The sequence below is a fragment of the Pseudomonas sp. MM227 genome (assembly GCF_947090715.1).
GTDB lineage: Bacteria > Pseudomonadota > Gammaproteobacteria > Pseudomonadales > Pseudomonadaceae > Aquipseudomonas > Aquipseudomonas baltica.
In genome coordinates, this window is the sequence record NZ_OX352319.1 from 167,841 (window position 1) to 183,044 (window position 15,204).

The following is a 15,204-nucleotide window of genomic DNA, read 5'->3' on the forward strand; positions in this document are numbered from 1 at the left end:
CTCACTCCTTCCAGCCGACTTGGTAGAGTTTGCCGTTGACCTTGTCGAGCGAGGCGCGTACCACCGGCGAATGCTGGTAGATGTCGATGAACTTGGCCAGGCGCGGATCGTCCTTGCGCTCGGGCTTGATCACGAACTGGATCACGTACTCGGGATGGTCGAGGCCGTCGAACAGCAGCGCCGAGCCTGCGTCGAAGGTCTTGGACAGGCGAATGTAGGCCGGGTAGCCCTGCACCAGGTCGGCGTCATCGTAGGCGCGCACCAACTGCACCGCCTCGACCTGGAGAATCTTCAGGTTTTTGGGGTTGGTGAGAATGTCCTCTTCGGTGGCCTTGTAGCCAACCCCCGGCTTGAGGGTGATCAAGCCAGCCTTGGCCAGCAGCTGCAGGCCTCGACCGCTGTTGATCGGGTCATTGGCAATGGCGACGGTCGCGCCCTTGGGCAGTTCGTCGAAGCTTTTGTAGCGTTTGGCATACAGGCCGACGTTGTTGATGATGCCCGGCGCATACGGCACCAGATCGGTGCCAGCCTGGGTATTGGCGTTTTCCAGGAACGGCATGTGCTGGAAGTAGTTCACGTCGATGTCGCCGGCGGCCAGGCTGACGTTGGGTGCGATCCAGTCGGTGAATTCCACCAGCTTGACGGGCAGGCCCTGTTTCTTGGCTTCCTCCACGGCGCTTTCCAGGGGGATGGCGAACGCGGCGGTGGTACCGACGATCAGCGGCTTGTCATCGGCGGCATGGGCCAGGCCGGTGAGGAGGGTGAGGGCGAGTAGCAAGGTGGGTTTGAGCATGTTGGGTTTCCAGTGATTTTTTGTGTTGTTTGAGGTGGCCTCTTCGCGGGTAGAACCCGCTCCCACACGAGAGTGCGATCGTTGATTGTGGAAGCGGGCTTCCCGCGAAGAGGCCCGATCAGGCACCGCGCTTGTAATTGAATCCGGCATGCCCTTCAGGCAGCCCAGGGCCTTTACCGAAGACCTTTTCGCGCAGCGTGCCCTGGGCATAGGCGGTCTTGTAGGAACCGCGCGCCTGCAGCACGGGAATCACCAGGTCGATGAAGTCGGCGTAGCTTTCCGGGGTCACCGTGCGGGTCAGGTTGAAACCGTCCAGGCCGGTCTCGGCGATCCAGGCTTCAAGGTCGTCGGCGACCTGTTCCGGGTCACCGACCAAGGTGATGTAGCGCCCGCCCAAGGCGTGTTGATCGAGCAGCTTGCGCCGGGTCCAGTCGTTGTTCTGCAGGGTCTTGGTGGCCGACTCGATGGCATTGCCCTTGACGTACTGAATGGGCTCGTCGAGTTCATAGCGGGCGAAGTCGATTGCCGTAGAGGCGGCGAAGTGGGCGACACCGGCCTCGGCGCTGGCGTAGCTGCGGTACTCGTCATGCTTGGCCCGGGCCTGCGCCTGGGTGGCAGCGACGATAACCGTGATGCCCATGAAGACCTTCACGGCCTGGGGATCGCGGCCGGCCGCGCGGGCTGCGTCGCGCACCTTGTCCACCTGGGCGCGGGTAGCCTGCTTGTTCTGTCCGCTGATGAACACGCATTCGGCATGCTGGCCGGCGAACTGCAGGCCGCGTGCCGAACTGCCGGCCTGGAACAATAGCGGCGTGCGCTGCGGTGAGGGTTCGCACAGGTGGTAACCCTGGACGCGGTAGAACTCGCCTTCATGCTCTACCTTGTGGACTTTTTCCGGCTGGGCGTAGATGCGCCGTTCGCGGTCCTCGATCACGGCATCGTCTTCCCAACTGCCTTCCCAGAGTTTGTACAGCACCTGCAGGTATTCGTCGGCCTGATCGTAGCGACGGTCGTGCTCCACCTGGTGGGTCAGGCCCATGGCCTTGGCGGCGCTGTCCAGGTACCCGGTGACGATGTTCCAGCCCACCCGGCCACGGGTCAGGTGATCGAGCGTGGACAGGCGCCGGGCGAACAGGTACGGCGCCTCGTAGGTGAGGTTGGCGGTCAGGCCGAAACCCAGGTGGCGGGTAACCGCGGCCATGGCCGAGACCAGCAGCAACGGGTCGTTGACCGGCAGCTGGATCGACTCCTTGAGCGTCACGTCGACCGAGTCCTGATAGATGTCGTAGACCCCGACGATGTCGGCGATGAACAGGCCGTCGAACAGGCCGCGCTCCAGTAGCTGGGCCAGATCGGTCCAGTACTCCAGGGTCTTGTACTGGCTGGAGGTATCGCGCGGATGGGTCCACAGGCCGTGGTTGATGTGGCCCACGCAGTTCATGTTGAAGGCGTTGAGCAGGATCTGTTTCTTGCTCATCAGATCGTCCCCCGGCGTGGTGGCAGCTGGTCGTTGAGGTAGTAGTTGCCGATGGCGTGGTACTTCCAGCGCACCGGGTCGTGAAGGGTGTGTACGCGGGCATTGCGCCAATGCCGGTCGAGGCCGTGCTCGGCCAGGGTGGCCTGGCTGCCCGCCAGCTCGAACAGGGTGCTGCCGGCGGCCAGGGAGATTTCGGTGCTCAGCGCCCGAGCCTCGGCCACGGCGATCGAGGCGGCGCCGACGTTTTCCGCGCTGGGCTCGGCCTGCGCCTTGTCGAGCACCTCGCCGGCACGCTCGAGCAGGGCTTCGGCGGCATGCAGACGGATCGCCAGATGACCGAAGCTCTTGAGTGACAGCGGGTCTTCCACGGCTTTGTCGCTGGTGCCGTCGATCCATGGCCGAGTGCGGGTGCGGACGAACTGCAAGGCGTCCTCGAACGCCCCGCGGGCAATGCCGGTGTCGATCGCGGCATGCAGGATCTGCGCGAACGGGCCGACCGTGGTGGGCCGTTCGAACGCGCTTTGAAACGGCACGATGGCGTCGGCGCTGACCCAGACATTGTCGAACACCACCGAGCCGCTGCCCGTGGTGCGCTGGCCGAAGCCGCTCCAATCGTCGATGACCTGCACACCGGCACTGTCGGCGGGCACGAAGGCCAGTTGTTGCACGCCCTGTTCATCGACCACCGAGGTAGGAATACACTGGGCATACAACGCGCCGGTGGCGTAGAACTTGCGACCATTGATGCGCAAACCGTCGCCGTCGCGGGTCAGGCGCGTGGTGCGGTCATGGGCGGTTCGCGTGCCCAGTTCCGCCAGGGCGTTACCCAGCCGCTGGCCTGCCAGCACGTCGGCGTACAGGCGCTTTTGCTGCGCCGCGCTGCCGTTGATGCGCAGCACTTCCAGGGCATAGAAATGATTCTGTGGGATCTGGCCCAGCGAGCCGTCGGCGGCGGCCAGCAAGGCAATGACCTGGGCCAGGGTGACGTTGGACACAGCCGCTCCGCCGAATGCCTTGGGCACGCTGATGCCGCCCAGGCCAGAGCGCGAGAACAGCGTCAGTTCGCCATGGGGCAGCAGCCGTTCGCGGTCGCGCAGGGCGCTGTCGCGTTGCAACAGGGGAGCCAGTTGGCGGGCAACGTCCAGGGCCTGTTGGTCGTTGGCGATCAATGCGACGCCGTCGAGGGGGTGGGGCAATGAGCTCATGCTGATCTCCAGCGGTCTGGTCAAATCCAGGAATGGCGCGCAGGCAGGCTGCCGTTCAGGTGGTAGGCGCCGATAGCGTGGTATTTCCAGCGCACGGGATCGTGCAGGGTGTGCACGCGGGCATTGCGCCAGTGACGGTCGAGGTTGAACTCGGCGAGGCTGGCGCGGCTGCCGGCCAGCTCGAAGAGCTTTTCGCTGGCGTGCAGGGCGATTTCGGTGGTGATCACCTTGGCCTCGGCCACGGCGATCGACGCCTGGCCTGCCAAGGTGGCGTCCACGGGCGCGTGGCGAGTCTGGTCGAGCACGCGCGCGGCCTTGCGCAGCAGTGCCTGGGCCGCGTGCAGTTCCAGCTTCAGGCGACCGATATCGGCGATCACGAAAGGGTCGTCGCTGGCGCGCTCGACCCCGGCGTCGATCCACGGGCGGGATTTCTCGCGGACGAAGGCGATGGTGTCGTCGATGGCCGCAGCGGCAATGCCGGCGTCGATGGCCGCTTGCATCAGTTGCGATACGGCGCCCTGAATGTTCGGTTGCTGCGCCTGGCGCCAGATCTCTACGACATGGGTGTCGGGCACCTGCACGTGTTCCAGCACCACGGTGCCGCTGGCGGTGGTGCGCTGGCCGAAGCCGGACCAGTCGTCGATGATTTGCAGGCCGGGTGTGCCGCGCCGCACGAAGGCCATGACCAGGCGTTGGTGCTCATCCACGGCCTTGACCGCTACCCAGTGGGCGAACAGCGCGCCGGTGGAGTAGAACTTTTGTCCGCTGATCTGCCAGTCGTCTCCGTCGCGGACGATGCGAGTCTTGATCTCCAGGGTGTTGCGGGTGCCGCGTTCGGGGCCGCCATTACCGATGCGCGCGCCTTGCAGCACGGCGCTGAACAGCGTCTGCTGCTGGTGCGCGGTGGCGGTGCCGCGAAGCATCTGCAGGATGCCGAAATGGTTTTGCGGAATCTGCCCCAGGGCCGGATCGGCGGCGCTGATCAGGCGAAATACCTCGGCCAGGGTTTCGAAACTGACGTCCGCGCCGCCGAAGGCACGTGGCACGGTGATACTGCCCAGGCCGCTCGCGGTGAATTGCTCTATCAGTTGCCAGGGCAGCTCGCGGTGCTGGTCGCGCCGGGCGGCATGGGTACGGGCGCTGGCGGCGAGGGTTTGCGCGGCGTCGAGCGCGTCGAGGTCATTGCGCAGTATCTGCACGGGCACGAGCGCCGGGCCGTCGTCGGCCGGCAAGGTTTGGGAGTGTTCGCGGGAAATCGAGTGGGTGACCATACCGTCCTCACGTCATGCACGGCGTATGTCGCCTTGCTTGGGTGTACGCAGGTCCGGTGGTCCGGTGTATATACCCTAATCGTTTGTTAAATTTAAATGAACTAACGATTGGGAATATGGATAGATGGGTTTTTTATCCCAGTCATGTCATGTAGGAGCGGCCTGTGGCCGCGAAGGGCGCGCAGCGGTATGTCAGGTACAGCGCAGTGTGTTCTTCGCGGGCAGAGCCCGCTCCCACAAACTACCGTGTGTCAGGGACGCCGCAGTGTGTCCTTCGCCGCCCGTCCCGCTCCCACAATAGAGGGTCAGGCGGGGCGGGTGAGGGTCTTTACGCCTTCGGCAGTGCCCAGCAGCAGCACATCGGCCGGGCGAGCGGCGAACAGGCCGTTGGTGACCACGCCGACGATGGCATTGATCTGCGTTTCCAGCGCCACCGGGTCAGTGATCTGCATGTTGTACACATCAATGATGATGTTGCCGTTGTCGGTCACCACGCCTTCGCGATAGACCGGGTCGCCGCCCAGCTTCACCAGCTGGCGCGCGACGTGGCTGCGGGCCATGGGAATGACTTCCACCGGCAGTGGAAACTCGCCCAGCACCGGCACCAGCTTGCTGCCATCGGCGATGCAGATGAAGGTGGTGGCCACGGCAGCGACGATCTTCTCGCGGGTCAGCGCAGCGCCGCCGCCCTTGATCAGGTTCAGGTGCTCGTCGCTTTCATCGGCGCCGTCGACATAGAACTCCAGGTCACCGACGCCGTTGAGTTCATACACCGGGATGCCATGGCCCTTGAGCCGCGCAGCGGTTGCCTCGGAGCTGGCCACGGCGCCGTCGAAGGCGCTCTTGTGCTGGGCCAGCGCATCGATGAAGCAATTGGCGGTGGAACCGGTGCCGACACCGACAACGCTCTTTTCGCCCAGCTTGGGCAGAATGAAATCCACGGCAGCCTGGGCGACGGCCTGTTTGAGTTGGTCCTGGGTCATGCAAGCTCCGCAGCGGCAGTTGGGGCTCTAGTGGTTGCGGCCCCGAAGCCACGCATTATAAGGGCAAAACCTTGGTTTTGCGGTGGTCGTTGGCTTAGACTCATCGGCCCCGCCCGTTATCGTCAGTGATGTCTGCCATGCTCGAACAGTACGTAAAGATGATCCTCACCTCGCGCGTCTACGACGTCGCGGTGGAAACCCCTTTGCAGCCCGCCGGGCAGCTGTCCGAGCGTCTGAACAACAAGATTCTGCTCAAGCGCGAAGACCTGCAGCCGGTGTTCTCGTTCAAGATTCGCGGCGCTTACAACAAGCTGTCGCAGCTCACCGCGCAGGAAGCAGCGTGCGGCGTGGTCACCGCGTCGGCCGGCAACCATGCCCAGGGCCTGGCGCTGGCGGCGCGCGAGCTGGGCATCAAGGCCACCATCGTGATGCCCAACACCACCCCCGAAATCAAGATCGCGGGTGTGCGCTCGCGCGGCGGCATCGTGGTGCTGCATGGCGATTCGTTTGCCGAAGCCCTGGCCCACTCGCTCAAGCTGGTGGACGAGCAGGGCATGGTCTACATCCATCCCTACGACGACCCCTACACCATTGCCGGGCAGGGCACCGTGGCCATGGAAATCCTGCGCCAGCATCCAGGCGATCTCGATGCGATCTTCGTACCGGTGGGCGGTGGCGGGTTGATCGCCGGCATTGCCGCGTACGTCAAATACCTGCGGCCGGGCATCAAGATCATCGGCGTCGAGCCGGACGATTCCAACTGCCTGCAGCAGGCCATGCACGCTGGGGAGCGCGTGGTGCTGCCGCAGGTCGGGCTGTTCGCCGATGGCGTGGCGGTGGCGCAGATCGGTCACTACACCTTCGAGATCTGCAAGGACCACGTGGACGAGGTGATCACCGTCAGCACCGACGAGATCTGCGCGGCGATCAAGGACATCTACGACGACACCCGTTCCATCACCGAGCCTGCGGGCGCGCTCGGGGTCGCCGGGATCAAGAAGTACGTCGAGGCCCGAGGCGTGTCGGGGCAGACCCTGGTGGCGATCGATTCGGGTGCCAACGTCAACTTCGATCGGTTGCGCCACGTGGCCGAGCGAGCCGAGCTGGGCGAGGGCCGTGAGGCCATCATCGCGGTGACCATCCCCGAGCGTCCGGGCAGCTTCAAGGCGTTCTGCGAGGCCATCGGCAAACGCCAGATCACCGAGTTCAACTACCGCTACCACACCGGCCATGAAGCGCACATTTTCGTCGGGGTGCAGACCCATCCCGAGCGGGACCCGCGCGCGGTGCTGCTGCAGACCCTCGAGGCGCATGGCTTCCCGGTGCTGGACCTGACCGACAACGAACTGGCCAAGCTGCACATTCGCCATATGGTCGGTGGCCATGCGGTCAGGGTCAGTGACGAGATGGTGCTGCGCTTCGAGTTCCCCGAGCGTCCGGGGGCACTGTTCAACTTTCTCGACAAGCTGGGCGGGCGCTGGAACATCTCGATGTTCCACTACCGCAACCATGGCGCCGCCGATGGGCGTGTGGTGGCTGGGTTGCAGGTGCCCGAGGATGAACGCCATCTGGTAGCCGGCGCGCTGGCCGAGATCGGCTACCCGTTCTGGGATGAAACGGATAATCCGGCGTACCAGTTGTTCCTGGGTTAGTGATGCGGTGCACTGGCTTGAGTCCGCGGTGTGCCATTCGCGGGCAGAGCCCGCTCCCACAGGGGCGATGGGGTGTGCCAGTTGTTACAGGGGCAGGTCTCGCTGCGCTGAACTCGATGGCTGCTACGCTTGTCGATGATGCATCGTAATGGCCCACGGGGATCACGCGTCATGGAAAGCCTGGCGGTTCTGAAAATATTCCACGTCGCTGCCACTGTTGTGCTGCTGGGCAGTGTGGCGGCCGTCATCTACCGAGCCTGGCGCAGCTGGAAGGGCGGCGACCGGCTACCGTTCGCCAGCACCCTGCAACGGCCCTGGGTGTATGCCTGGCTGGTCATGGCCCTGAGCCTGGTGAGCTTTCCCGTCACGGGATGGTGGCTGGTGCACAGGGTCGGTTGGCCTTTGGGGCAAACCTGGATTCTCACCGCTGCGGTGCTGTATGTGATCGGCGGTGGGGTCTGGTTGCTGCTGATCAACCGGGTGAACCGCCTGCGCTTCGCGACTGGGTTGAACGAAGGCGTAATCGCGGCCAAGCGCCGCAATGTGTTGATCATCGCAGCGGTGGCCGTAGTGGTGTTGCTGTCGATCATCGGCTTGATGGTGACCAAGCCTGCCTGAGGCAAACCGAGGCGCATTCTTCGCGGCCGATGACCGCTCCTACGGTTGGTCCCGATCCCTGTGGGAGCGGGCTCTGCCCGCGAAAAGAGCGCCGCGGTGTATCAGACAAACCGCAGCGCATTCTTCGCGGGCAGAGCCCCCTCCCACGGTTAGCAGCTATCAGCGCAGGGAGATTTCTTTCCAGCCGCGGCGTTTGGCTTCTTCATGCAGGCGTGGGTCCGGGTCCACCACCACCGGGTGGGTGACCTGCTCCAGAAGAGGCAGGTCATTCATCGAGTCACTGTAGAAATAACTGTCCTGCAAGTCGTAGCCGTTTTCCTCCATCCAGCGATTCAAACGCGTCACCTTGCCTTCCTTGAAGCAAGGCACGTCGAAGCTGTGCCCGGTGTAGCGGCCGTCAACCATTTCGACTTCGGTTGCCAGCAAGGTTTCGACACCCAGCCGCGCGGCGATCGGGCCAGTGACGAAGCGGTTGGTAGCAGTGATGATCACCAGCTTGTCACCTGCATCGCGATGCCGTTGCAGCAGGGCCGCGGCCTTGGGCAGCATGATGGGCTCGATGCAATCGCGCATGAACTCCCGATGCCATTCATCCAGCTGCGCCACATCGGTTGCCGCGAGGATTTCCAGGGTGAAATCCAGGTACGCGTTCAGGTCCAGGCGGCCGGCCAGGTAATCCTCGTAGAACTCATCGTTGCGTGCCTTGTACGTGTCGGCGTCGAGAATGCCGCGCGTGCACAGATAGTCCCCCCAGGCATGGTCGCTGTCGCCGCCGAGCAGCGTGTTGTCGAGGTCGAAGAGGGCCAGGCGCATGAAATGACTCGCATGAAGTAAGGAAAAGGCCCACAGAATACGGACTTTTCACATGCGTGCACATAAGCTACGCGGCGTCGTTGCTGCCTTCACAGGCTTTGTGGAACAATGCCAGAACATGCGTTTACGAGGTTGTTGCCGTGATCGACCCCGATGGTTTTCGCCCTAACGTTGGCATCATTCTTACCAATGACGCCGGTCAGGTGCTATGGGCTCGGCGTATCAATCAGGACGCCTGGCAATTCCCGCAAGGGGGTATCAACCCTCAGGAAACGCCGGAAGAGGCCTTGTACCGCGAGCTGAATGAAGAAGTCGGGCTGGAACGCCAGGATGTTGAAATACTTGCCTGCACCCGCGGCTGGTTGCGTTATCGTCTACCCCAACGCCTGGTGCGTACGCACAGCCAACCGTTGTGCATCGGCCAGAAACAGAAGTGGTTTCTGCTGCGCCTGGTGTCCAACGAACAGCGCGTGCGCATGGACCTGACCGGCAAGCCCGAGTTCGATGGCTGGCGCTGGGTCAGCTATTGGTATCCGCTGGGCCAGGTGGTGACATTCAAGCGCGAGGTCTACAGACGCGCGCTCAAAGAGCTAGCCCCGCGCCTTCTTTCGCGCGACTGACGACGGAGTTCGACCCCGAGCCATGCTCAATACGCTGCGCAAGATCGTCCAGGAAGTCAACTCCGCCAAGGATCTCAAGTCGGCGCTGGGGATCATCGTGCAACGCGTCAAGGAAGCCATGGGCAGCCAGGTCTGCTCGGTGTACCTGCTGGATCTGGAAACCAACCGTTTCGTCCTCATGGCCACCGAAGGCCTCAACAAGCGTTCCATCGGCAAGGTCAGCATGGCCCCCAACGAAGGCCTGGTGGGCCTGGTGGGCACGCGCGAAGAACCGCTCAACCTGGAAAATGCCGCCGGCCACCCGCGTTATCGTTATTTCGCCGAAACCGGTGAAGAGCGCTACGCCTCGTTCCTCGGCACGCCGATCATCCACCACCGGCGTGTGGTGGGGGTGCTGGTGATCCAGCAAAAGGAGCGGCGTCAGTTCGACGAGGGCGAAGAAGCCTTCCTGGTCACCATGAGCGCGCAACTGGCGGGCGTTATCGCCCATGCCGAAGCCACGGGTTCGATCCGTGGCCTGGGGCGTCAGGGCAAGGGCATCCAGGAAGCGCGTTTCGTCGGCGTGCCCGGCTCGCCCGGCGCGGCGGTCGGGACCGCGGTGGTTATGCTGCCGCCGGCCGATCTGGATGTGGTGCCCGACAAGAGCGTCAGCGACATTGATGCCGAGCTGGCGTTGTTCCAGAACGCCCTGGAAGGCGTGCGCAACGACATGCGCACCCTGTCGGCGAAACTGGCCACGCAGCTGCGCCCCGAAGAGCGGGCCCTGTTCGACGTCTACCTGATGATGCTCGACGACGCTTCGCTGGGCAGCGAAGTGACCAACGTGATCAAGACCGGGCAGTGGGCCCAGGGTGCGCTGCGCCACGTCGTCACCGAGCACGTCAACCGCTTCGAATTGATGGACGACGCGTATCTGCGCGAGCGCGCCTCCGACGTCAAGGACCTGGGGCGGCGCCTGCTGGCCTACCTGCAGGAGGCGCGTCAGCAAACCCTGGTCTACCCCGATAACACCATCCTGATCAGCGAAGAACTGTCGCCGGCAATGCTCGGCGAGGTGCCGGAAGGCAAGCTGGTGGGCCTGGTATCGGTATTGGGCTCGGGCAACTCCCACGTCGCCATTTTGGCGCGTGCCATGGGCATTCCGACGGTCATGGGCTTGGTCGACCTGCCGTATTCCAAGGTCGACGGCATCAAGATGATCGTCGATGGCTACCATGGCGAGGTCTACACCAACCCCAGCGACATTCTCAGCAAGCAATTTGCCGATGTGGTCGAGGAAGAGCGGCAACTGGCGCTGGGCCTCGATGCCTTGCGCGAGCTGCCCTGCGTGACCCTGGACGGCCACCGCATGCCGCTTTGGGTCAACACCGGCCTGCTGGCCGATGTGGCCCGTGCCCAGCAACGCGGCGCCGAGGGTGTGGGGCTGTACCGCACCGAAGTGCCATTCATGATCAACCAGCGCTTTCCCAGCGAGAAGGAACAACTGGCGATCTACCGTGAGCAGCTGGCGGCCTTTCACCCCCTGCCGGTGACCATGCGCAGCCTGGACATCGGTGGTGACAAGTCGCTGTCGTATTTCCCCATCAAGGAGGAAAACCCGTTTCTGGGCTGGCGCGGTATCCGCGTGACCCTCGACCACCCGGAAATCTTCCTGGTGCAGACCCGCGCCATGCTCAAGGCCAGCGAGGGCCTGAACAACCTGCGTATCCTGCTGCCGATGATATCCGGCACCCATGAGCTGGAAGAAGCCCTGCACTTGATCCACCGGGCTTGGGGCGAGGTGCGCGACGAAGGCACCGACGTGCCGATGCCGCCGGTGGGGGTGATGATCGAGATTCCCGCAGCGGTGTACCTGACCAAGGAACTGGCGCGGCAGGTCGATTTCCTCTCGGTCGGCTCCAACGACCTGACCCAGTACCTGCTCGCCGTGGACCGCAACAACCCGCGCGTGGCCGATTTGTACGACTACCTGCACCCGGCTGTGCTGCAGGCGTTGCAGCACGTGGTCACCGAGGCGCATGCCGAAGGCAAGCCGGTGAGTATCTGCGGCGAGATGGCTGGCGATCCGGCGGCGGCGATCTTGTTGATGGCCATGGGGTTCGACAGCCTGTCGATGAACGCCACCAACCTGCCCAAGGTGAAGTGGATGCTGCGCCAGGTGAACCTGAGCAAGGCCAAGGAGCTGCTGGCGCAGTTGAGCAAGATCGACAACCCGCAAGTTATCCACAGCTCGCTGCAACTGGCCCTGAAGAACCTGGGCCTGTCGCGGATGATCAATCCGAGCACGCCGAAGAAGCACTGAGGCGTGCTGCAAGCGGTCAAGGCCGCAACGGCATCCCTGCAGATCAAATGAAACACTGCAGTGCTCGTTTCGCGGCCGAAGACCGCTTCTACAGTAGATTCTGTATCCCTACGCTTGCCACTAGTAGCCTGTCCCAGGCTCTACCAGACCTGCCATAGGTTCACCCCGTTGATGCCGGCGGATGTTGTCCAGCAGCACCTGGAATGCCGAATGCGGATCGGTCATGGCGCCGATATGTGGCGTGAGCCAGATGTTCGGGTGGCTGAGGAAGGGGTGATCGCTGCGCGGCGGCTCTTCTTCCAGCACATCGACGATCGCATGGGCCAAATGGCCTGAATCCAGCGCGGCCAGCAGGTCGCTTTCCACCAGATGGCCGCCGCGGCCCAGATTGATCAGGCTGGCGCCGGCCGGCAGCGCGGCGAAAGTCTGCGCATCGAGAATGCCAGCGGTGTCGGCGGTCAAGGGCAACAGGCACAGCAGGATGTCACAGCTGCCGAGAAAGTCCGGCAATTGCTCGCGGCCGCCATAGCAGTGCACGCCGGGCAGTGTCTTGAGCGTGCGCGACCAGCCACTCAAGGCAAAGCCGAACGGCCGCAGCGCATTCAATGCCGCCTGGCCCAGATTGCCCAGGCCCATCACACCGACGCGGCGCTTGCCGGCTTCCAGCAGCGGATGGATCGCCCATTTGCCCTCGCGCTGTTGCTGCAGATAGGTCGGCATCTGGCGATGCAGGGCGAGCACGGCGAAGCCGGCGTACTCGATGATGCCCTGGGCAATGCCGGGGTCGAGCATGCGTACCACGCTGACCGCTTCGGGAACGTGCGCAAGGTCGAACTGATCCACCCCCGCCGACGTGGCGAAAACCACCTGCAGTTGGGGGAATCGGTCATACAGGTCCGCTGGCGGCTGCCAGGCGGCGAAATAGCGTACCTGCGCCGGGTCGCCGATGTCCGGCCAGAAGCGCACGGGAATATCCGGTGCATGCTGGGCGAACAGTGCCTTCCAGGCCGATGCACGCTCGTCGGGGACTTTGAACAGCAGCGTCATAAGGTGGGTTCTCATGGACCATCGGGGTTTACACCAACGATGCCAGATCGCTACGCAACATTCTTCCGAATCGAGCGGGTGAAACAGAACAAGTTGACCGTAGCAGCGGTGCTGTGTGGAAGCAGGGCTCTGCCCGCGAACGGGCCGGTGCGGTGTGTCAGGGGTACCGCGGCGTCTGGTTCGCGGCCGATGACCGCTCCTACGAGCTGCGCAATCCCTGTAGGAGCGGCCTGTGGCCGCGAAAGGGGCGGTGCGGTGTCAGGGGTACCGCGGCCTCAACAGGCGGCAGCGATGGCTTCGCCCAGGGCACGGGTGGTGCCGGTGCCGCCGATGTCGGCGGTCAGTGGTGCGTGTTCCGGGCCCATGGCCAGGACCTTTTCAATGGCCGCCAGAACCGCCGCGCCAGCCTCCGGATGGCCCAGGTGTTCGAGCATCATGGCGCCGCACCAGATCTGCCCGATGGGGTTGGCCACGCCCTTGCCGGCGATGTCCGGCGCCGAGCCGTGTACCGGTTCGAACAGGCTGGGGAAGTTGCGTTCCGGGTTGATGTTGGCCGACGGCGCGATGCCGATGGTGCCAGTACAGGCCGGGCCAAGGTCGGAGAGGATGTCGCCGAACAGGTTGCTCGCCACCACCACGTCGAACCAGTCCGGATGCAGCACGAAGTTGGCCGTGAGAATGTCGATGTGGTACTTGTCGACGTTCACTTCCGGGTACTTCTTGCCCATCTCGACCACGCGCTCGTCCCAGTACGGCATGGTGATGGCAATGCCATTGGACTTGGTCGCCGAGGTCAGGTGCTTCTTCGGTCGGCTCTGCGCCAGCTCGTAGGCAAACTTGAGAATGCGGTCGACGCCGACCCGGGTCATCACCGTTTCCTGCAGGACAATCTCGCGGTCGGTGCCGGGAAACATCTTGCCGCCCACGCTGGAATATTCGCCTTCGGTGTTCTCGCGCACGACCCAGAAATCGATGTCACCAGGCTTGCGATTGGCCAGCGGTGCCTTCACCCCAGGCATCAGCCGGCAAGGGCGCAGGTTGACGTACTGGTCGAACTCGCGGCGGAACTGCAACAGCGAATCCCACAGCGACACATGGTCGGGCACCACGTCGGGCCAGCCCACGGCGCCGAAGTAGATGGCGTCGTAGCCCTTGAGCGTTTCGAACCAGTCGTCCGGCATCATTTTGCCGTGAGCCAGGTAGTAATCGGCGCTGGCGAAGTCGAACCAGTCCCACTGCAAGTTCAGGTCGTAGCGGGCCGCCACGGTATCCAGCACACGGACCCCTTCGGGCATGACTTCCTTGCCGATGCCGTCACCGGGAATCACTGCAATCTTGTAATTGGACTTGCTCATGGTGCCACTCCACGGGTTGATGAACTTGCCGACTCAGTGTAATCAGGGTGTGCGGATTAATAATTGGCCTGGCGGTTAAGCCATTCTTAGATTCAGGTAAAGAATCCATGAGCATGATCGATGACCTGAGCTTCTTTCAGCAGGTGGCCACCCGCGCCAGCCTGACTGAGGTGGCCCGCCATCTTGGCCTGTCGCTGCCAGCGGTGAGCAAACGGCTGAGCCAACTGGAACAGCGCCTGGGCGTGCAGTTGCTGCAACGCACCACGCGACGCTTGTCGCTGACGCCCGAAGGTGTGCTGTATCTGGAAGGCGGGCGGCCGATCCTGCGTCAGCTCGATGAACTGGAAAGCGCGCTGGGCACGCGTCAACCGACCCTGCACGGGCGACTGCGGATCAACGCCACCCTGGGCTTCGGCCGACGGCATCTGGCTCAGGTGATCTCGGCGTTCGCGCGCCTGCATCCCGAACTGGAAGTATCCCTGGAACTGAGCAGCCAGCCCATGAGCCTGCTCGATGATCAGTTCGACCTCGGCGTGTTCATGGGCGAGCCGCCCGATTCGCGGCTCATCGCCGTGCGCCTGCTGGAAAATCCGCGCGTGCTGTGCGCATCACCGAGATACCTTGAAGACATGCCTGCGCCCACCCGGGTGGCCGATCTGGCCGCCCACAACTGCATCGTGCTGCGTCAGTTCGGCAGTGATTACGCCATCTGGCGCTTTCGCAAGGATGGCCAGGACTACGCGCACAAGGTGACCGGGACGCTGTCGAGCAATGATGGCGAGGTGGCGCTGGGGTGGGCGCTGGACGGCCACGGTTTGATTTTGAGGTCGCGCTGGGACGTGCAGGCCCATTTGGCAAGTGGCCGGCTGCAGGCACTGCTGACCGATCATCAGGCACCGCAGGCCGACGTGTTTGCGATGTACCAGCAACGGCGCCATACGCCCCAGCGCATCACCGCATTCGTGCATTACCTGCGCGAGGCGCTGGGCCAACGATTGCCGTTTGCGGTCGGTGACCTGTAGCAGCGGCGCGAGCCGCGTCCGGCCTCGACGCGGTGGGTCAGATGTA

13 protein-coding genes are annotated in these 15,204 nt (G+C 63.6%); 5 read left to right on the forward strand and 8 right to left on the reverse strand.

Features of this window, described 5'->3' with window-relative positions:
* Position 1: 1 nt before the first annotated feature.
* The 5 genes from ONG87_RS00715 to rpiA all read right to left on the reverse strand — a co-directional run bounded on the left by ONG87_RS00715 (position 2) and on the right by rpiA (position 5,729).
* The gene (locus tag ONG87_RS00715; RefSeq protein WP_264382033.1) at positions 2–793 is read right to left on the reverse strand and encodes a MetQ/NlpA family ABC transporter substrate-binding protein; all 792 of its coding nucleotides are present in this window, start codon (positions 791–793) and stop codon (positions 2–4) included.
* A gap of 118 nt (positions 794–911) precedes the next feature.
* On the reverse strand, positions 912–2,270 hold the full coding sequence (locus tag ONG87_RS00720; RefSeq protein WP_264382034.1) for an LLM class flavin-dependent oxidoreductase: 1,359 nt from the start codon (positions 2,268–2,270) through the stop codon (positions 912–914).
* The gene (locus tag ONG87_RS00725) at positions 2,270–3,475 is read right to left on the reverse strand and encodes an SfnB family sulfur acquisition oxidoreductase (RefSeq protein WP_264382035.1); all 1,206 of its coding nucleotides are present in this window, start codon (positions 3,473–3,475) and stop codon (positions 2,270–2,272) included. The genes ONG87_RS00720 and ONG87_RS00725 overlap by 1 nt, the downstream gene beginning before the upstream one ends.
* Before the next feature lie 20 nt (positions 3,476–3,495).
* A complete protein-coding gene (locus ONG87_RS00730) occupies positions 3,496–4,746 on the reverse strand; it encodes an SfnB family sulfur acquisition oxidoreductase (RefSeq protein ID WP_264382036.1) in 1,251 nt (416 codons plus the stop codon).
* A gap of 305 nt (positions 4,747–5,051) precedes the next feature.
* Positions 5,052–5,729, reverse strand: a complete 678-nt coding sequence (rpiA, locus tag ONG87_RS00735; protein ID WP_122714267.1) for a ribose-5-phosphate isomerase RpiA — start codon at positions 5,727–5,729, stop codon at positions 5,052–5,054.
* 137 nt (positions 5,730–5,866) lie between these two features.
* Here rpiA and ilvA point away from each other — a divergent pair, with 137 nt between their 5' ends.
* Both ilvA and ONG87_RS00745 read left to right on the forward strand, forming a co-directional pair.
* Positions 5,867–7,381 (forward strand): threonine ammonia-lyase, biosynthetic, encoded by a 1,515-nt coding sequence (ilvA, locus tag ONG87_RS00740; RefSeq protein WP_192047942.1) that lies wholly within the window; start codon positions 5,867–5,869, stop codon positions 7,379–7,381.
* Between the two features lie 171 nt (positions 7,382–7,552).
* The gene (locus ONG87_RS00745) at positions 7,553–7,999 is read left to right on the forward strand and encodes a DUF2269 family protein (RefSeq protein WP_122714411.1); all 447 of its coding nucleotides are present in this window, start codon (positions 7,553–7,555) and stop codon (positions 7,997–7,999) included.
* Between the two features lie 159 nt (positions 8,000–8,158).
* On the opposite strand, the gene ONG87_RS00750 is transcribed toward ONG87_RS00745, so the two are convergent.
* A complete protein-coding gene (locus ONG87_RS00750) occupies positions 8,159–8,812 on the reverse strand; it encodes an HAD family phosphatase (RefSeq protein WP_122480616.1) in 654 nt (217 codons plus the stop codon).
* Positions 8,813–8,952: 140 nt separating this feature from the next.
* Here ONG87_RS00750 and ONG87_RS00755 point away from each other — a divergent pair, with 140 nt between their 5' ends.
* Positions 8,953–9,432, forward strand: a complete 480-nt coding sequence (locus ONG87_RS00755) for an RNA pyrophosphohydrolase (protein WP_043191776.1) — start codon at positions 8,953–8,955, stop codon at positions 9,430–9,432.
* 22 nt (positions 9,433–9,454) lie between these two features.
* Positions 9,455–11,734: a phosphoenolpyruvate--protein phosphotransferase gene (ptsP, locus tag ONG87_RS00760; protein ID WP_043191774.1), complete on the forward strand. Its 2,280-nt coding sequence runs from the start codon at positions 9,455–9,457 to the stop codon at positions 11,732–11,734.
* Between the two features lie 120 nt (positions 11,735–11,854).
* Here ptsP and ONG87_RS00765 read toward each other — a convergent pair whose 3' ends face one another.
* Together ONG87_RS00765 and ONG87_RS00770 are read right to left on the reverse strand one after the other, a co-directional pair.
* Positions 11,855–12,781, reverse strand: a complete 927-nt coding sequence (locus ONG87_RS00765) for a glyoxylate/hydroxypyruvate reductase A (protein ID WP_264382809.1) — start codon at positions 12,779–12,781, stop codon at positions 11,855–11,857.
* Between the two features lie 275 nt (positions 12,782–13,056).
* On the reverse strand, positions 13,057–14,136 hold the full coding sequence (locus tag ONG87_RS00770; RefSeq protein WP_122480614.1) for a tartrate dehydrogenase: 1,080 nt from the start codon (positions 14,134–14,136) through the stop codon (positions 13,057–13,059).
* A gap of 107 nt (positions 14,137–14,243) precedes the next feature.
* Between ONG87_RS00770 and ONG87_RS00775 the strand changes: the two genes are divergently transcribed.
* Positions 14,244–15,158: a LysR substrate-binding domain-containing protein gene (locus ONG87_RS00775; RefSeq protein ID WP_192137501.1), complete on the forward strand. Its 915-nt coding sequence runs from the start codon at positions 14,244–14,246 to the stop codon at positions 15,156–15,158.
* The last annotated feature ends 46 nt before the right edge of the window (positions 15,159–15,204 follow it).